This window comes from Arthrobacter sp. R-11, assembly GCF_049913155.1.
Lineage (GTDB): Bacteria > Actinomycetota > Actinomycetes > Actinomycetales > Micrococcaceae > Arthrobacter.
This window is the reverse complement of the sequence record NZ_CP183979.1, coordinates 1,393,879-1,412,939: the sequence shown is the minus strand read 5'-3', so window position 1 is coordinate 1,412,939 and position 19,061 is coordinate 1,393,879. Positions and strand designations below refer to the sequence as shown.

The 19,061-nt window shown below is 68.7% G+C and carries 11 protein-coding genes; all 11 read right to left on the bottom strand.

Translation table 11 applies throughout. From position 1 onward, the window contains the following. Positions 1–12: 12 nt before the first annotated feature. The 11 genes from ACN9M4_RS06215 to ACN9M4_RS06165 all read right to left on the bottom strand — a co-directional run bounded on the left by ACN9M4_RS06215 (position 13) and on the right by ACN9M4_RS06165 (position 19,037). Entirely contained in the window at positions 13–837 is an 825-nt protein-coding gene (locus tag ACN9M4_RS06215; protein WP_426302680.1) for an inositol monophosphatase family protein, read from the bottom strand. Next, on the bottom strand, positions 834–3,137 hold the full coding sequence (gene ligA, locus ACN9M4_RS06210; RefSeq protein WP_426302679.1) for an NAD-dependent DNA ligase LigA: 2,304 nt from the start codon (positions 3,135–3,137) through the stop codon (positions 834–836). Before ligA ends, ACN9M4_RS06215 begins: the two co-directional genes overlap by 4 nt. Positions 3,138–3,212: 75 nt before the next feature. Beyond that, a complete protein-coding gene (locus ACN9M4_RS06205) occupies positions 3,213–3,830 on the bottom strand; it encodes a hypothetical protein (protein ID WP_426302678.1) in 618 nt (205 codons plus the stop codon). Positions 3,831–3,950: 120 nt separating this feature from the next. Further along, on the bottom strand, positions 3,951–8,396 hold the full coding sequence (locus ACN9M4_RS06200; protein ID WP_426302677.1) for an FtsK/SpoIIIE domain-containing protein: 4,446 nt from the start codon (positions 8,394–8,396) through the stop codon (positions 3,951–3,953). Further along, positions 8,393–9,097 carry a hypothetical protein gene (locus ACN9M4_RS06195; RefSeq protein ID WP_426302676.1) on the bottom strand — a complete coding sequence of 235 codons (705 nt, stop codon included), beginning with the start codon at positions 9,095–9,097 and terminating at the stop codon, positions 8,393–8,395. Before ACN9M4_RS06195 ends, ACN9M4_RS06200 begins: the two co-directional genes overlap by 4 nt. Positions 9,098–9,131: 34 nt before the next feature. Continuing rightward, positions 9,132–10,850, bottom strand: a complete 1,719-nt coding sequence (locus ACN9M4_RS06190; RefSeq protein WP_426302674.1) for a protein kinase domain-containing protein — start codon at positions 10,848–10,850, stop codon at positions 9,132–9,134. Beyond that, positions 10,847–12,748: a hypothetical protein gene (locus tag ACN9M4_RS06185; protein ID WP_426302673.1), complete on the bottom strand. Its 1,902-nt coding sequence runs from the start codon at positions 12,746–12,748 to the stop codon at positions 10,847–10,849. The genes ACN9M4_RS06190 and ACN9M4_RS06185 overlap by 4 nt, the downstream gene beginning before the upstream one ends. Further along, entirely contained in the window at positions 12,735–13,661 is a 927-nt protein-coding gene (locus ACN9M4_RS06180) for a PP2C family protein-serine/threonine phosphatase (RefSeq protein ID WP_426302672.1), read from the bottom strand. Before ACN9M4_RS06180 ends, ACN9M4_RS06185 begins: the two co-directional genes overlap by 14 nt. Further along, positions 13,658–15,181: an RDD family protein gene (locus ACN9M4_RS06175; RefSeq protein WP_426302671.1), complete on the bottom strand. Its 1,524-nt coding sequence runs from the start codon at positions 15,179–15,181 to the stop codon at positions 13,658–13,660. Before ACN9M4_RS06175 ends, ACN9M4_RS06180 begins: the two co-directional genes overlap by 4 nt. Then, a complete protein-coding gene (locus ACN9M4_RS06170; protein ID WP_426302670.1) occupies positions 15,178–17,655 on the bottom strand; it encodes a transglutaminaseTgpA domain-containing protein in 2,478 nt (825 codons plus the stop codon). The genes ACN9M4_RS06175 and ACN9M4_RS06170 overlap by 4 nt, the downstream gene beginning before the upstream one ends. Continuing rightward, positions 17,652–19,037, bottom strand: a complete 1,386-nt coding sequence (locus ACN9M4_RS06165) for a DUF58 domain-containing protein (RefSeq protein ID WP_426302669.1) — start codon at positions 19,035–19,037, stop codon at positions 17,652–17,654. Before ACN9M4_RS06165 ends, ACN9M4_RS06170 begins: the two co-directional genes overlap by 4 nt. Between the last annotated feature and the right edge of the window lie 24 nt (positions 19,038–19,061).

Here is a 19,061-nt window from a genome sequence, read left to right as displayed (position 1 = left end):
GACCCTCCCAGCTCAGATCGGGAACTTGCCCGACAGCTCCAGGGGCCCGGCGCACGTCCAGGCGGACAGCCTGTCGTGGTCCGCGGGTCCGCCGTCGACCGGGCTTTGCAGCTTGGGGCGGCGGACCCAGCAACCGGCCTCCTCGGCGATCAGGGCGCCGGCGGCGAAGTCGTGCTCGTTGAGGCCGCGTTCGCCGAAGGCGTCGTGGCTGCCGTCTGCCACGAGGCACAGATCCAGCGCCGCGGATCCCAGCCTGCGGACATCGGCGAAGCCGTCCATCATGCCGGGCAGGCCGCTGAGCTGGCTGGAACGCGTGGCGGGGTCGTAGCTGAATCCGGTGGCCAGGATGAGTCCTTTGCGGCCGGGTACCGGCCCCGTCAGCCTGCTGGTCTCGCCGGCGACCTCGAGCCAGGCGCCGTGGCCGCGTGCGGCGGAATAGACCCTGCCCAGCGCCGGGGCGTGGACGACGCCGGCCAGCCAGGTGCCGTCGGGACCGGCGACCGCCACGGAGGTGGCGTAGTAGACGATGTTCCGGATGAAGTTGGTGGTGCCATCCAGGGGATCGATGGACCAGCGGTAGCCGCTGCTGTCTTCCGGCCGGGTGGTGCCGTGCTCCTCACCGGTGATGGTGTCGCGCGGGCGGGCGGCCGTGATCGACGCACGGACGGCTTCCTCGGCGGCGACGTCGAATGCGGTCACCCAGTCGCCGGCGTCGCCCTTGTTGCTGACTTCCAGGCCGGCACCGCTGCTTCCGGCGGCGGAGCGGGTGGCGAGCACTCCGGCGCCGGCCGCGGCCGCGCGCTTTGCGACGGCCAGGAGTTCCAGGGCGTCGGTCATTCTGCAGTTCCTTCGCTGGCTTCGGCGGCCACGGATGCCTCGGGATCGGCGTCCTCGGCCGTCCCGGCGTCCGCGCCGGGCAGCGTGCCATCAAGCAACGCCCTGAAACCGTCCTCGTCCAGGACCGGGATGCCCAGCTGCTCGGCTTTGTCGAGCTTCGTGCCGGCGCTTTCACCGGCCACTACGTAGCTGGTGTTCTTCGAGACCGAACCGGCAGCCTTGCCGCCGCGGATGATGATGGCTTCCTTGGCTTCGTCGCGGCTGAAGTTGGGCAGGGTTCCGGTGACGACGACCGTGAGGCCTTCCAGGTTCCGTCGCACGGAACCGTCGCGTTCGTCGGCCATGCGCACGCCCGCTTCCTTCCACCGCTGCACGATTTCACGGTGCCAGTCCACGGCAAACCATTCGATGAGGGCGTCGGCGATGATCGGGCCGACGCCGTCCACCTCGGCCAGTTGTTCCCGCGCGTCAGCGCTCTCGAGGACGGCAAGGAGCTCGTCCATCGAGCCGTACCTGGTCGCGAGCGCACGCGAGGCGGTGGGGCCCACGTGCCGGATGGACAAAGCCACGAGGACCCGCCACAGGGGCTGCGTCTTGGCCTTCTCCAGCTCCTTGAAGAGCTTCTGGGTGTTGGCGCTGGGCTTGGACGGGGTCTTCGCGGTGGGCTTGGTCCAGAAATACGGAACAAGCTCCCACTCCCCCGTGCCCGCACCCTTGGAGCGCTTCTCGCGCCGGATCATGACATCCTGCAGGTCCTCCGGGGTGAGGTCGAAGAGCCGGGCCTCGTTCTCGAGGGGCGGCACCTCAGGGGCGGCCGGCTGCGTGAGCGCGATCGCCGCTTCCCAGCCCAGGGCCTCGATGTCGAACGCTCCCCGGCCCGCGACGTGGAAGACCCGTTCGCGCAGCTGGGAGGGGCAGGAACGGGAATTGGGGCAGCGGATGTCCACGTCCCCTTCCTTGGCCGGGGCCAGGGGCGTATGGCAGGACGGGCATTCGGTGGGCATGACGAATTCGCGTACCGGAGGGTCCTGCTGTTCGCGCAGGGCCAGGACCGGCCCGACGATTTCAGGAATGACGTCCCCGGCCTTCCGAAGGACCACGATGTCACCGATCATGACGCCTTTGGCCTTCACCACGTCCTGGTTGTGCAGCGTGGCCATCTCAACCGTGGAACCGGCCACCTTCACCGGCTCCATGATCCCGAACGGCGTGACGCGGCCGGTGCGGCCGACGTTGACCTGGATGTCCAGAAGCTTCGTGTGGACCTCTTCCGGGGGGTACTTGTAGGCAACGGCCCAGCGGGGAACCCGGGAGGTGTAGCCCAGTGCGCGCTGGGTGGCGAAGTCGTCGATCTTGACCACGATGCCGTCGATCTCATGCAGGAGATCGTGCCGGTGCTCGCCGAAATGCTTGATGAAGTCCAGGACCTCCTCGAAGGAGCCGAGCACCTTCAGGTACGGGCTGACCGGCATGCCCCATTCGGCCAGCAACTTGTACGTTTCGGATTGGCTGGTGGCGGCGAGTCCCTCACGGGCGCCGATGCCGTGCACGAACATCCGCAGCGGGCGCTTGGCGGTCTCGGCGGGGTCTTTCTGGCGCAGCGAACCCGCCGCCGCGTTGCGGGGATTGGCCAGGGGCGCCTTGCCGGCTTCGATCAGGGCCTCGTTGAATTCGGCGAAGTCCTTGGACGGGATGAAGACCTCGCCGCGGATCTCCACCTCGGAAGGGAATCCGGAGCCACTGAGCTCGCGCGGGATTTCCTTGATGGTAAGCACGTTGTGGGTGATGTCCTCACCCGTGGTGCCGTCGCCGCGGGTGGCGGCACGGACCAGCTTGCCGTCGCGGTACAGCAGGTTTACGGCCAGTCCGTCGATCTTGAGTTCGGTCAGCCACGCGACGGGCGGGACGCCGGACCCCAGTTTCTCCACCGAAGCTTCGGCCTTCCGCACCCAGGCCTCGAGCTCTTCAAGGGAGAACACGTCCTCCAGGCTGTACATCCGCTGCAGGTGCTCGACGGCGGCGAAGGCGGCCGAGACCTCGCCGCCCACCTCCTGGGTGGGAGAGTCATTGGAGACGAGTTCCGGATGCAGGGCCTCCAGCTCTTCGAGCCGGCGGTAAAGGGCATCGAAATCGGCGTCCGAGATGGTGGGCGCGTCTTCCTGGTAGTACGCGTAACGGTGCTTGCGGACAAGGTCGGCAAGGTTGTCGTACTCTTCGCGGACCGACTGCGCAGGGACTTCCCCTTCGACGGCTTCCACGGTTCCGGGCGTGCTTCCACTTACGCTCTCTACTGTGCTCACCCTCCTATCTTGCCGCAAAGCACGGACAATTCACGGCAGAGCAAAAGCCGGGCGAAGAACCGGAAGCCGGGGCGCTCAGTGGACGCCGATCCGGTTCCTGCTCCACAAGGCGAAGGCAAGGCCGCCGAGGCCCACCAGCAGCACGCCTGCCATGATGGCGAGGATCCCGAAAAGGCCGTCACCCGATGCCGGCTTGTCGCTGACGAACGCGGCCTGGCTGGCCTCCTTGCCGTCGTCGATGGGCTTGTTCCAGTTCGATTCGACCGACGGGCTCGCGCTTGCGCTCGAATGGCTCGGCGTCGGCGTCGCGGAGGTGGATACGGCCGACGGCGTCGGGCTGGCCGCCGTCGTCTCTTCCGGCGTCGCGCTGGGGCCGGGCACCCGGACCGTCGGTGCCGGGGTCACCACCGGGGGCTTCGCCGGCGCCGGCTTCTGGATGACCGGTGCGGGATCCGCCGGCGTCGTCTCGCTGGGTGTGGGCGACGGAAGCACGGGAGCCGGGGAAATGCTCGGGACCACCTGGCAGACCTGCCCGGGAGGGCAGGGCTTGGCCGACTCCCCTGCATGCGCGGCCAGCAGTGGGAAGGCGCACAACAGGAACGCAAGGAGCACGGCCGTGAGGGACGCGGCGAACGGGGTCCGCACCGCCGCACGGGCGGCAGCATGGTGCTTCGGGGTGGGGCGAACGGTCATGATGGCCTCAAGGGCAGCGGTGCCGCCCGGAATTGGGGATGGTCCCGGAATTTTCCTATACGCGCGCGGACCCCGCAAATCCATTCGCTGGCTAAACCGGCCCCCGCCGGAGAACCGCCGCTAGCTGCGGTTCTCCGGCGGCAGCGCCACCTGGATCTTGCGGACCCTGCCGCGCCCAACGATGTAGCCCCGGCCCGGAATGAAGTCCGGGCTGATCCGGCCCAGGGAAGTGCTGAGCAGGCTGTCGCCTTCCACGTCCGAGGGGTTGAGCAGCAAGCCGCGGCGCCCGGACTTGAAGGGCTGGGCGAGGGACCAGGCCTGGGACCAGGTGGAGCTTTCCGATTCTCCGACCACCCACTGCTCTGCCTTGATCGAGTCAGTGACCAGCTTGTTGATCGACATTTCGGCGAGGGAATCCGTGAAGTCCGTCAGGCCCTCAATGAAGATCGCCATTGTTCCCGGGCGTTCCGTGGACCGTTCGGTGAGCTCTTCGGCGGCCTCCTCCACCTCGTCGGGCCCAACGAGTGAACGGTTCCAGACCTTGAGTCCTGCCACGGCCGAGCGCCTTGCCCCGATGTAGATCAGTTCCGTGTCCGGGTTGGAGCGGCGCAGGGCGTAGGCCATCGTCACGAGCGCAACCGTGCGGCCGGCACCGGGCGGGCCGGACACCAGCAGCGGCCCCTTGGCCGCGATGGCCGCGGGGTCCAGGGATTCGTCGTCGACGCCGATGACCGGATGGTCGAGGCTGCCGGCGGGCAGGATGTCCAGGTCCACCTGTTCGGGCAGGCGTTGGATCTGCGGCGCCTCCTCCATGCCCTGCCGTTGCATGGCCTGGGCCAGCTTGGTGACTTCGCGGGCCTGCAGGGCGAGGTTGGAGTTCCCGCCGAGCACGGCCAGCTGCACCTCAAGATCGCCGAGGAGTCCGCGGCCGGGCGGTGACGCCGGGCTGAGCACATCCTTGGGGACGTCCAGGGTCATGTAGTCGTCCTCGGAGCTGAGGCGCAGGACCAGGCGGCGCTGGATCGAGGCGAGCAACGACGCCGGAACCGAATTGGGCCGGTCACCGCTGACCACCAGGTGGATGCCCAGCGGACGGCCGTCCGTGGCCAGCTGCAGGAAGATGTCCCACAGCGCGGACAGCCGGCTGTATTCGTAGGCTTCGCGGAACGCCGACATGCCATCCACCAACACGAAAATGCGCTTCTCGTCGGGCCGGTTGGCCAGTTTCCGGTACTCCACGATCGTGGAAGCCCGGACCTCGGCGAAGCGGGCGGAACGGTCGTCGGCGATGTCGCGGAGCCAGCGCAGCAGCCGGCCGACACGTTCGACGTCGTCACCGCCGATGATCTCGCCCACGTGCGGCAGGCCGTCGAGCATCTTCAGGCCCGAGGAACCGCAGTCGATGCCGTAGACGTGCACCGGCCCGCCGCGGGGCGTGACGGCGGCGGCGATGGCGATGCCGCGCAGCGCCGCCGACTTGCCCGAGCCGCCCGTGCCGTAGACGGCCATGTTGCCGTCCTTGTCCGGTTCGTAGAACACGGTTGGCTGGTCCTGGTGCACGGGGTCGTCGGCCACGCCGAGCAGCAGCCGTTCATCGGTGCGCGGGTTGGGCAGCTTGGAGAAGTCATAGGTGGTGGCCAGTTCGTTGAGCCACGGCTTCCGGGGCGGGTCGATGCCCAGCGAGTCGGCGGCCCGGATGATGTTGGTGGTCATCCGCGAAATGTCGTTCGGACCGGCGGGCTCCTCCTTGACGGCGTCCACCGGAGCCGGCGCTTCCCAGCTCGCACCGGAACCGAAGGCCATTTCCACGATGTCGATCCGCGGACGTTGGGGCTTCTCGGTGGTCCAGCCTCCGGCGTACCCGGTCTGGAAGCCCTGGATCCGGCCGGGGCCGGTCTTGGCGGCACCGCGGCCGGGAATGGACGGATCGAAGTAGGCGGCCAGGGGCACCCCGAGGATGTCCGTGGCATCGTCCTCATCGGCCATGCGCAGCGCGACGCGCAGGTTGGTGTTGGCCCGCAGGCTGTCCTTGATGACGCCGGCCGGGCGCTGCGTTGCCAGGATCAGGTGCACGCCCAGGGAACGGCCACGGGCGGCAACGTCCACGACGCCGTCCACGAACTCCGGCATCTCCGAGGCCAGCGCGGCGAATTCGTCCACGATGATGATCAGGTACGGCGGCGCCTCGGGATCCGCTTCGCGCTGCAGGGCGAGCAGGTCCTTGGCCTTCTTCCGGTTGAACAGGTGCTCGCGGTAATGGAGTTCGGCGCGCAGCGAGGTGAGTGCCCGGCGCACGAGGTGCGGCGACAGGTCGGTCACGAGGCCCACGGTGTGCGGAAGCTTCACGCAGTCGGCGAACGCGGCGCCGCCCTTGTAGTCCACGAAGAGGAAGGTGACCCGGTCCGGGCTGTAGGCCGAGGCCATGCCCATCACCCAGGACTGCAGGAACTCGGACTTGCCGGCGCCGGTGGTGCCGCCCACGAGGGCGTGTGGGCCCTCGTTCTTGAGGTCCAGGTAGAACGGCTCCACGCCCTTGGATCCCACGAGGGCGCGCAGGCTGCCGTTGTCCTTGCGGTTGGGCACGGCACTGGAGTGCACCGAGTTGTTCTCCTGCCAGCGTTCGGCCACCGCCTGCGGGACGTCCATGAAGTCCTTCCCCACGAGCGTCACGTAGGATACCGCGCGCGGCAGGTCGGAGTCGTCGTCGACCGGCTTGCCGACGTCCACCAGCGGCGACATCATGCGGGCCAGCTGGGTGGCGAGCCCGGCTTCGACGCTCTCGCAGCTCACCGGGTAGGTGTGGCGTCCGAGCCGGACCTGGCCGGTGGTGGTGCCGTGGTCGCCGTCGACAGCCATGAAGTCGCGGCAGGCTGCCGGCAGGGCCTGCACGTTGGCGGCCACCCACATGACGTGCACGCCGGAGTCGGGTCCGCGTTCCACCAGGCGGGTGAGCCGGCCGCGGTCCACGGGCGCGTCGTCTTCCACTACCACCAGGACGGTGGGCAGCACCGGCGCGGCGATTTCGCCGTGTTCGTTGGCCAGGGACGGGCGCGGCAGCGGCCGCGGGTCCTTGGAGGCTGCCTCCCGCTGCTCCACGAGGTCTTCGAGCTTGGACAGCAGGGAAGCACCCGCACCGGGTCCTGCCGCGAGGTGGTCGCCGGAAAGCGGGCTGTGGCCGGAGCCGACGTGGGGCAGCCACTGCAGCCAGTTCCAGCGCTCACGCGAACGGGCCGAGGTCAGCGAGGTGACCACGAGTTCCGCCGGCGAATGCAGGCCCACCAGTTGCAGGACCATCCCGCGGGCGACGTCGTCGACCAGTCCGCGCTCACCGGCGATGCCGAAGGAACCGGAGGTCCGCAACTGGGAAACGACCGGCACGCCGTCGATCATCCGCACCTGGGCCAGGCACTCCTGGATCTCGCGCATGTACTGCGCCTCGGTGTCATTGCTGGCCGGCTCTTCGAAAGGAATGCGCGACGGCGCCGTGCCTAGCCCGAAGCGCACGCCCAGGAAGCCTTGGTGTTCCGGGCGGTGGGTCCACAGCAGGGGGCCGAGCTTGTAGATCGCGTCGACCGTGTCGCTCACGGACGGCGATTCCTGCAGCCGCACCGAGCGTTCGATGTTCTGCCGCTCGGCGATGTCTTCGCGGAACGCCAGCATGGAGGCGCGGAAGTGCTTGATGGCCTCCTTCATCTGCCGCTTCGACTGGACCTTGTGGTCCACGTAGTGGCCGATGATGAACAGCGGCATCATCATCATGAACACCACGGAGAGGAAGTTCTGGGTAACCGCGAACATGATACCGCCCATGAGGAGCGGGGCCATCAGCATGATGTACGGGAAGGCCTGGTGGTCCGGGCGTTTGGGGCCGGCCGGAACCACCCTCTTGGGCGGGTCGAAGCGCGGCACCACGCGCGGGGACCGGTTGAAGTCCACCAGCGGGGAACTCGGCGCGGCGCCGTGGTTGCGGGACAGCGCGACGACGCCCACCGTGGTGTCGCCGAGGGTGACCGTGTCCGAGGAGTTCAGGGTGGCCCGCGCTACTGGCAGCCCGTCCATGAGCAGGCCGTTGGCGGAGTTGGTGTCCGCGATTTCCACCGTCTCGGCAACGGTGATGCGGGCGTGCCGTTTGGAGGTCATGGGATCGCTCAGGCGGACGTCCACGTCCCGGTCGCGTCCGATGTAGCTGGTTCCGAACGGCAAGGAAAACTCGCTGCCGGAGTCGGGCCCGGACAGCACACGGAGAGTCGCCGCCGTCGGGCCGCGGTTTCCGCCCGGAGTAGCGAACTGTTCGCTCACCTGCGTCAGTGACACCGTGGAGCCAGGGCGCAGCCCGGACTCCAGCAGGTTCCCGGCAGGATCCAGCACGATGCCGCTCATGCCCGCCCCGACGAAAGCCTCATCGACCTTGAGGGAGAGGTTCGGCGGGACGTCGGTGCCTTGGCGGTCCGGGTCGGCGGCCCAGAGCTCGCCGGCGATGTCAGCGACCGTGGCACGGCCGTCCACGGTGACCGCGAGGTCCTTGGCAACGGCGGGATCGCGGCGCAAAGTCAGGCGGAACTTCATGCTTCGTCAACGCCCCTCATCTTTTCCAGCAGGTACAGGTCCTCCGCGGTGACAAGGTGCGAGGTGACGGCGTGCTCCACCAGCCGGGCGCGCCGGTTCGTGGCGAGTTTTCCGCCGCCGCCGCGCAGGCCGACCACGCCCACGCGGTCCAGCTTGTCGCAGACGTTGTCGAGCTTGCGGTTGAAACGGGTCAGTGCCCAGCCCAGGCGTTTGGCGGCCTCCGCCGAGGACGGGATCGAGCTGAAGCCCGTCCCATCGCGGCGCAGCATTGGCTCTGCCAGGGCGACGATCAGGGCCTTCTGCGAGTCGGTGAACACCACCGGCCCGATCGTCGTGTCGCCGGCAGAGTCGTCGTCGCGGACTTCCTGGCGGAACGACGGCGTCTTCAGGTGCACCGCGAACTCGTAGGTGGTGGGCCCTGCCGTGAAAATCACGTTCGTGTGGCTGAACACCAGCGGGATGCGCGCGCCCGGTGCCAGCCAGGCCTGCATGCCGCCGGAGCCGTCCGCGATGGTGGCCGAGAGCATGCTGCCCACGTTGCTCAGCCACCAGATGCCGTCATAGCGTGCGATCTGCAGGAAGCGGCGGTGCAGGTACGGGTTGTCGTCAACCTCCAGATCGCCTTCACGGCCGATGTTGAAGACGTCTTCGTCAGACGGCTCATGCCATTCCCCACAGAAATCTATGGCTAGATCTCCCATGACCGGCCTCCTTGGTCCTCGTAGCTGTGTTTCATTACTTCCCGATAAAGCAGTTGATGGAGCTGTCGCCGGCCGGTGACGCGTTGCCGTCCGAGCGGACGATGATCACCTGGATGCAGGTCCGGCCGCCGGGGCTCTCGGTGATTTCCATCGCCGGGGCCTTCGTGGCGTGGTAGTCGGCGTCCGCAGCGAATGCCCGCCGCCATTTGTAGGTGTCGCCGTCCTGCGGCTGCGGGTTTGTCCACGTGAAGCGGAGCTTTCCGGCTGCGGTGCGCTTCGCTGCCAGGTTCGCGACATCCGGCACAACTCCGTTGTCGAGGGCATCCGCCGGCGGCTTGCTGTTCGTTTCCATCGGCTGCACCTTCTGGGGTGCGGTGGCACCCAGGACGATTCCGACGACGACGGCGACCACCAGCACCGCGGAACCGGCGGCGGCGAGCACGAGGTTCCGTTTGCGGTGGTCGGGAGCACCGGTCTCCCCGCCGTCGCTGTCCTGTTCCGCCGCGGCCGGCCGGTTGACCGTGGCGGCAAGGTCCGGTTCGGAGTAGTGCGGAGCCGGCTGCGGTCCGGGCGCCGGACTCCCGGTGAAGGCCGGCGGTGTGTAAGCGGGGGCGCCCGGCGTCCAACCGCGCAACACGGTGGACTCGTTCTGCTCCTCCTGGGGAGCTGTCTGCGGAGCCGGCTTCGGAGCTGTCTGTGGATCCGGCCGCGGCGCAGCCTGCACTGCGGGCGGCTGGGTCCGGGTATTCGGGAAGGTCCGGGCCGGGAACGTCGGCGCGGAAGCGGTGGGCGAGGTGCCGCCGTCGGGATCGATCGAGGCGACGCTGCGGACCCGGGTTTCCTCGAAGTTGTCGTCCGGGTGGACGTCGTCGCCGCCCTGTTCGGCGAGTACCTCAAAAGGCGTCACCGACAGGTTCAGCTCGGCCTGGATCCGCTGCAGTGCCAGTGCGAAGGCGTGCGCCGAGGAGTACCGGGATTCCGGCGCTTTCGCCATCGCGGTCGACAGCACCAGCTCCAGCGACTCGGGAACATCGGCCCGCCCGAGGCGCGGCACGGGCGAGTTGGTGATGCGGGAAATCAGTTCGCGCTGGGAGTTGTCCTGGCCCGGCATCACGAAGGGTGAACGGCCTGCGAGCAGGGTGTAGAGCGTGGCACCAAGGGCCCAGACGTCCACCGGCACGCCGTCCACCGGGCCGCCGCGGAACTGCTCGGGGGGCGACCACGGAATGGACATCCCGGCGTCGTCATCGCTGTCGTCACCGATCGTGCCGGAGATGCCGAAGTCGGTCAGAGCCGGCCGGTTGTAGTCGGTCACCAGGATGTTCGCGGGCTTGATGTCCCGGTGCACGATTCCAGCGCGGTGCGCGGTCTCGACGGCGGAAGCCACCTGGATGCCCACGGCCAGGACCTCGTCGACACTGAAACGCTGGCGGCGGTAGCGCACGTCAAGGCTCGGCCGGGAGCAGTACTCCATGGCCAGGTATGAGTGTCCATCCCCGGTGGTTTCGGCCTCGAAGATGGTCACGATGTACGGGTGCGAGGACAGCTGCGCCATGAGGTTGGCTTCGGACTCGAAGCGGCGGCGCGCATCTTCGGTCTTCAGGTCCGAGAGGAGCACCTTGACGGCCACCCTGCGGCGCGGCCGGTCCTGCTCGTAGAGGTAGACGTCTGCAAAGCCCCCGGAGCCGAGGTGGCTGATGTATTTGTAACCGGGAAGGGGCGGCGGTGGTGCAGGGGGCCGCTTGGAACTCACAGAATCTCCTCGAAACGCAATGAAATGTTGTCGCCCAGCTCGGCGATGTCGCCGTCCAGGACAATGGCCATCTCGTTCTGGGCAAGCCGGCGCGGCGCCTGGCCTTCCCGGACCAGGACCGTGCCGTTGGTGGCCTTGAGGTCGCAGAGCATCACGTGCCATCCCTCCAGGCGGACCTCCACGTGCGATCGTGAAATGTCCCCGCCCGGGCTCTCCACCTGGACCAACGCCGGCATGCCGCCGCCCTGGACCCGGGACACCGACGGCTGGCGACCGATGACCAGCGAACGGTCCAGCTCGATGACTTCACCAGTGGACAGGCGGAGCTTGCCCAGGCTCGGACGCGGGACCTGGACGCCCTCGCCGGACATGGCGCTCCCACAGGACGCGCACTGCGCGTAGGTGGGCGGGTTGGCGTGGCCCTGCGGGCAGACCCGGGCCAGGACCAGCGGACGCTTGGTTCCATCGGGCAGGAGTTCCCCGCCCGTGGGCGCGGCCGGGGCCGGGGTGGACGGGAGGTTCGCCAGGCTGCTCTTCATGACGGTGTGGCCGTCGTGGTCGCTGTCTTCGTCCCCGGCGTCGGAAAATGCGCCGGGCGCGAAGGATGCAGGCGGCGGGGCGGCCGGCGGCGCCCATTGCTGCGGCGGAGCGGAGGGTTGCGGGGCGGGGGCGGAATTGCCGGAAAGCCAAGGCACGGAGGAAATCAGCCCGCCGGTTTGCGGAGCAGGCTGGTGTTGCGGAGCAGGCTGCTGCTGGGCTGGCTGCTGCTGGGCTGGCTGCTGCTGGGTTGGGGCCGGCTCCGGCGACTGCGGCCGGGCTTCGGGTGCCCGGACCGCCGGCGTGGGCTCCGCGTGCTCCTCCTCGTCCGGGTTCACCCGCACGGCGGCATCCTCGATGCTGCGGATGACGGTCCGCTCCCACAGGTGGTCATAGCTGCTGGTCTGTTCCAGGTTCCGGACAATTTCGTCCGTGGTGGCACCGGTGTCCACACCGACCTCCACGGCCGGGGGCGCGTCGGTGGCCTCCGAGCCGTCATGGAGGTGGCCGGGCGCGATCGTCAGTTCCAGGTCGTCCTGTTCTGCTTCGTCCTGTTCTGCTTCGTCCTGTTCTGGTTCGTCCTGTTCTGCTTCGTCCTGTTCGGATTCTTGCGGCACCGCTTCGAGCTGTTTTGCATCGACCTGTTCCGCTTCGTCCTGCTCCGCGTCGACGGGCCCGCCAGCCGGCGCGGGCCCGGCCTCGGCCTCCGGCGCGGACGCAGCCTCAGGCGCCAGCGCGGGCGCGGCCTCGGACGCCGGCTCGGGCTCAAACGCGAGGATCGTTTCGACCGAAGCGGGCCGTTCCGCCGTCGGGAGCCCGGGGGCAGAGGTAACGGCGACGGGTTCCGGAGACTGTTGCTGGGCACCGGGCACCGGTCCGGCGGCCGGAACCTTGGGTTCTTCGCCCGGGACGAGCGTGGCCTCCAGGCCGGACAGCAACACCACGCCCTCCTGCAAAGGCAGGGAGCCGGCCGCAGCGGAATCCGCTCCGTTGCTTTGGGCCGCGCCGATCCGCAGGCGGTAGGAGCCGGGGAGCTCCATCCGCCGCTCCGTCCAGGTGGTCACGTCGCGGCCGTGGATGTTGTGCGGCACACCGGCGTAGGTTTCCAGGTCGAGGTCGCCGCGCAGGACAACGCGCAGCGCGTCCTTGGCGTCGATGATGCCGAACGCCGGGATGCGGGTCAGGGACACGCCGAAGGCTTCGGTGACTTCGTTCAGGATTTCGTGGATCTCCGGGCGGCGCTCCAGCAGGGCCCACAGGGATTCCAGCAGCTCCGGTCCGGTGCCGGGGCCGAGCACCACCACCGTCCCGGAACGGACCACGCCGAACCAGTCGCCGGGAACATAGTTATTCCTTGCCATCGCCGCCGTCCCCGTGTCCGTCCGCACCGGATGTGCCGCCGTCTCCGGCGTCGCCCGCGGTAGGCAGCTCATGGCGCGGCAGGGTATCTTCGTCTTCCGCCTCGGCCCCCGGCCGCGGCGCGGTGGTGGCAACGCCGGCGTCGTTCAGGACGTTCTTGGCGTCGACCACAACAACCGTCACGTTGTCCCGCCCGCCGGACCGCAGGGCCGCCTGGATCAGGGCGTCCACGGCGTCCTGGGGGTGGCCCACGGTGCTCAGGATCCGGAAGATGTGCTCGTCATTGAGTTCGCCGGTGAGTCCATCGGAGCAGACCAGGATCCGGTCCCCTTCATGGATGGGAAGGAGCCAGAAGTCGGCCTCGGTCTCGTCTCCGGTGCCCAGCGCGCGGGTGACGACATGGCGGCGCGGGTGCACGTTCGCTTCCTCCGGGGTGATGCTCCCTGCGTCCACCATTTCCTGCACCTCTGAATGGTCCACGCTGATCTGGGCGAATTCGCCCTGGCTGAGCAGGTACGTGCGTGAATCGCCGATGTTCATGACCAGCCAGTACGGCAGTCCCATCTGCTCCACCACGACGACGCCGGACAGGGTGGTCCCCGCCCGGGCGCCGGTCGCGCTGCGGATGCGGGCGTCCGCAGCCAGCAGGCAATCCTGCAGTACCGCCGCCGTTGCGGTGCGGATGCCCGAAGGCAGCTGCGGGTAGCTGCCGAGCGTGCGGACACAGATGCCGCTGGCGATCTCCCCGGCTTCATGCCCGCCCATGCCGTCGGCTACCGCGAACACCGGATCCGAGGCGATGAACGAGTCCTCGTTGAGTTCGCGGCGGAGGCCGCGGTCCGTGCCGTAGCCGTAGCTCAGCCCGAATCCAGACTCGTTGGCGGTCGCAGCTGCGGCTGCGGGCTGTGAATTCATGCCTGTCCTAGGTGGAAGAAACGGTCGCCGAACCGGACGGTGGACCCGGGGCGGACAAAAACGGGCTCTCCGGGAAGCAGCCGGCTTTGGTTGCCGTCCGGGGTGGTGACGGCCGAGCCGTTGGTGGAATTGCGGTCCGTGACCCAGACGCCGTCGCCCTCGCGGCGGAGCTGCAGGTGGGTCTTGGAGATCGAGCGCCCGGGATCGGACACAGGGATCAGCTGCTCAACGGATTCCCCGGCCATGGCGGCGGGGTTGCGTCCGATCAGCAGGGAGGCTCCCACTTCAAAGTCCTGGCCGTCGTCGAGGCGGATCCGGAGCACCGCCGGGGCCGCCGCCTGGACGCCGGGGCGCAGCTGCGTACGCTCGACGTCGTCATCGGGGTGCGCTGCCTGGGCCTCCCCCGCCGGCGCGGCCCAGGGCGGGGCTGAGACCGGCGGTTGCCATTGGTTCGGGTTGTGCTGGGGGTTCGGGTTGTGCTGCGGAACCGGGTTGTGCTGCGGAACCGGCGCTCCGTGCCGCGCGCCGTCCGCCGGCCCCGGCTGCGGGATCTGCAGGGGCTGCCCGGGCTGGGCGGGCGCCTTGGCGGCAGGCATCGCCACCGGGGACGCCACCTGCTTGACCGGCGGCAGGTCCATCGGCGCAAAGTTGTACTCCCCCGGGATGCCGCCCGTCTTCACCGGGTTGCGGCCGGCGGAGACATCGAACACCAGGGCTTTGGACACTTTGTCGTGCCAGCCCCGCAACCGGCCCTGCTTGTCCCAGGCGTTGGAGACCACAACGATCACGGCCCATGCGATGGACAGAACGAAGAGCGGAGCAAGGATGAGCAGGGCGATGCCGAGCCAGCCGAGTGCCACCACCAGGACGGCGGCAATGACGGTGAGCAGCAACACTCCGCCGGTGATCAGGCCGCGCAGGAACACGATGCCGCCGCCCGGGGCGTACCCGTCGGCGTCCGCGCTGCGGATGCCCATCAGCTGGTTCCCGATCGTGTTGCCGCTGCGGGCTTCGATGCCAAGCAGCACCGCGGTGTAGACGAGAGTCACCCCGACGGCGATGCTGCCCAGGAGAACGAGCAGCCCCGTGTCGTAGACGATGAAGCCGTTGCTGCGCTGCTCGGTGATCCCGGCCGCTCCGACGCCGAGGGCGATACCCAGGATGACCGCCGGGCCAAGCCAGTCGAGCACCGCAGCTCCGAGCCGTTTGCCCGTCGACGCCGGGACCAGTTCGGCGTTGTTGTTCATGGTCGTCCCTCCCCCTGGCACTTGCGGCACGCGCTGCCCCGCCGGAGCCGGTCCTGTGGCACCGGGCGGTGCGGGCGCTATGGCGATCCTACCGGCATCGCTTCCGGCCTGAGGGGCAGCCAGGTCCATCCTGGCCATCTGGACCTGGCTGATGTTGCGTTCGATCCGGGCACCGCGGTTGCTCAGCGGCGCACCGCATTTGGTGCAGAATGATGCGCCCGGTTTCACGGCCTGGCGGCAGGCCGGGCACCGTTCCTCGTGGCCGCTCGTCACTGCTGTTGTTCCTTTCCTGCATCGTTTGCCGGCTCCGTGTTCCTGCGGAAGACCGCGCGGAGGCGGTGCGGCTTGAGGTTGCCGTCCCGGATCGCGGTGCGCGCTTCGGCGAGCAGCGACCGCGGCGAGAAGCGCGCCTGCTGGCGCTTCCAGAAGCCGACGTTGCTGGTGATGTCCTTGAGGGAACCGTCCACGATTTCCCAGTACTTCCGGACGTCTTCCTCGCTCGGCTGCCCTGCGCCGAAGATCGCGGCATCGGCACGGCCGGCGAGCATCGTCGTCGTCGAGCTGTTCACCGGGAACGCCTCGGCAATAACCTCGGCGGACTCCCGGCGGGTGGCCTTGCCGTTGATCGCAGCACCCATGTCGGTGGCGAGGCTGACCACCTCGCTCCAGCCGCCGCCGACACGTTGCGCCGGGTGCCCGGTGTTCAGCCGGCTCTTACGGCGCCGCAGTTTCAGCAGCAGGATCAGCGCCAGGGGCAAGGCAAGGATCACCAGCGGAAGCAGCGCGGTTCCGATCGCGGCCAGCAGCGCCCCCCAGAACAGCCACGGGTTGTTCTTCTTCTCGTCGGCGTCCAGGGCATCAGGGGTGGAGTCCGGCGGGAGGTCCGCCGGCTCCTGCGGCGGGGGCGGCGGCTGGAGGACCTGCGGCTTGGGCTTGGACTTGGTCTGCGGGTCCGGCGGGATCGGCACGTTGTCCTTGGGCGGGGTGGGATCGAAGGCAACCCAGCCCACGCGGTCGAAGGCGACCTCGACCCACGCGTGCACGTCCTTGCCCTTGATCGGGATGTCCGCCGCACCGTTTTCCGGGCTCTTCGGGTCCGGGTAGAAGCCCATCACCACACGGGAAGGGATGCCCAGGTGGCGCAGCATCAGGGACATGGCCACGGAGTACTGTTCGTCGTCGCCGAGCATCTGCTTGGCGGTCAGCAGCCCGCGGATGCGGGCGGAGCTGTGGCCGGGCAGGCTGGGAAGCTGGCCGTCGGCCACCAGGCCGTTGCTGAACGCCCCGGACTTCTGGAAGTGGGCCTCGATCTGCCGCACCCGGTCGATCGCCGTGGGCGCATCGGCGGACAGCTCGTTGGCCTGCGAACCGACCACCGGTGGCACCTCTTCAGCCGCCGGCAGCGTCAGCTTGGCGAAGTCGTACTGGGTCAGCTGCCCGTGTTCGAGCTTGCCGGGATCGGAGACCCGTACGGAGTAGTTGTCGCCCTGGCTGAGGCCCTTGGTGGTCACCGCGGTGTCCGTTCCGGCGTTGAAGTACAAGCCGGACGCCGCCTGCGAACCGTTGGCGAAGCTGATGCCCGTGGTGTGGCGTCCGCCGGGAACGAAGTAGCCCTGGTAGTCCTCCACCGTGATGTCCAGGCTGTAGGTACTCCCGACGGCTCCGCCGTCATCTTCCGGTGGGGTGTTCAAGGCACGCGCGTCGCCCACCTTGTTGAAGCTGCCGGAGCCGTTCGGGTCCATGTTGTAGTTCAGGCCGTTGAAGGAGTCCAAGGCGGCCAGGCGCACACGGCCGTCCTTGGGCAGGCCCTTGACTGTGAAAAGGGTGTCGTCCTTCTTGTCCTTCACGAACTCCCGGAAACTCGCCAGCGGCGTGATGTAGTCCCGCGGGTCGAACGGCGGGACGATGCTGTTGCGCAGCACCTTGCGGTCGTCCGTGGCGGTGATGAGCGGCGAGGCGACGGCGGTGATGCCGACGGCGGCTGCAATCACTGCCGCTGCCATCCCCAAGCGGCGCAAACGTCCGCGTCGGGCCACCCGGGCGTCGGCCTCGGGACGGTTCGCTGACACCCTCCGGGTGTCGTTGCGACGGAGCACGTCGCGGCGGAAGGTCGCCCAGGCGATGGCGCCGATGGCAACGCCGACGCCGCGCTCGACGTTGAGGAAGGCCGCGCTGGTGCTGAACAGGATGCCGGTGACGAACAGCGCCAGCACCGGCAGCAGCGGCCAGTACGGGCTCTTCAGCCGCCAGGCGAGGAGGCCGGCCGCCACGGCACAGATCAGTGCGCTGAGGAAGGGCACGATCAGCATTCCGCCCGCGGTGCCCACCGGGACGCCGACTGTCAGCATGTCCTTCCAGGCGAACACCACACCCAGCAGCAGGGTGCGCAGGGAGTCGAGGCTGGGCAGCACCGCCGCGATGGCCGCATCCGGCACCGCCAGCGCTGTGCCCAGGATCATGTAGGCGCCGAAGGCCAGGGCCACGGTGATAAGCAGGCCGAGGCGGTAGTGCGCATTGGCAGCGGCGATTCCCAGGCCGATCACGATTCCGCCGAAACCGGCCAGGAGGTAGTGCGGATCGCCGCCGAAGCTTTGGCTGAACCCGAGCACGCCAAGGCCCAGCAGCAGGACCAGGGCACCGGCGTCGAGCGCGGAATGCCACAGCGGACGGCCGTCCGCGAAGGCCGACTGGGCAGGCTGCTGCTTCCGGGAGGCGCGGTGGGCTCGAGGGGTTTGGGCGGAGCTCATGCGGCCGCCTTCCGGAGTACCAGGGCAAGATCGTCAAGATCGCCAACGGTCAGGACGGTCAGGTCCGCGATGTTGGCGCGGGCCGGAGCGGCACCGGCCTGTACGCGAACGGCAAGGCTCCGCACCCCCGCGGGAACCGAGGCCGATGCGGATCGCAGCTGGGTTGCGGTCACGCCGCTGCCCACAACAAAGAAGACCACGGAGGCGTTGGGCACCGTGTCTGCCAGGGTCCGGGCGAGGTCGACGGCGTTGCGGCGCATGGGTGCGCCCACGATCCTGGTCATATCGTCCAGGAGGTTCCGCCCGGTTTCACAGCGCAGCGGCCCCTTCTGCGTCAGCACGTCGAGTTCACGCTGTTCGCGGATGGCCTGGCGGCCGATGGAGGCAGCCACCGAGATCGCGAGCTCGAACTCCGTCTCGGATTCGTATTCGTCAGTGTTGATCGACAAGGAGATGGCCAGGTGTGCACGCCGGGTCTCCTCGAACTGGCGGACCATCAGCTTGTTGGTGCGTGCGGTGGTCTTCCAGTGGATGTGCCTGCGGTCATCGCCGGGCACGTAGTCGCGCAGGGCGTGGAAGGACACGTCCGCACTGGAAAGCTCCGTGGTGGGCATGCCTTCGAGGTCGCGGATGAAGCCCGCGGCCGAACCGGCCAGGACCGTAGTCTTCGGGTGGACGTAAAGGTCCACCGGGTCCGTCCAGAGCACGCGGCGGCGCAGCAGGTGCAGCGGATCAGCCCGCACGGAACGCACGGGCCCGACGACGATCACGGCACGGCGCGCCGTCGGGATGGTGAATAGGTCCTCATGCACCTGGGCCGGCTTCATCCTGGGCAGGTGGAAGACCGCTGTGTTGCTGCCGACCGGCAGCTCCAGGTCCGCCGGGAGGAGCGGCCGGGTGGAGGTGTTGGAGACGGCGATGCTGCCGACGGCGTCATCGCCCACCGCCACACGGGTCCGCGACATGTCGAGTACCACGCCGTAGGCGGAGCGGCCGAGGACAAAGGCCACGGCGAAGAGGAACAGCAGGAAGGCCACGAGCGCTGCCGACTTTGCCTCCTGCCAGCCCCAGGCCTGCCCGGCCATCCACAGCAGGATGGCGGCGGCCAGGACGACCCAGCCGAGGATGCTGACCACGGACAGGAAGGGCCATGCATAGGCAAGCCAGAGGCTGCTCAGCTTCTTCCGGAACGGGGCAAGCCATTCGGCCAAGGCCTGGGACGCCTCACGCCAGACGGCGGCAGGGTGCAGCTTCGACGGGATCCTCTCGGGGAGCTTGGCTGCCCCTCCCCCGAGGGTACCGAGACGCTCCCGCTCCCTGAGCGGAGCCAGGTAGCGTCTGGCGGATGCAGCAGCCCGTTTCAAGGGTGTGCCGGTAGACATTGTGGAGACCTTTGTTTGTGGAAC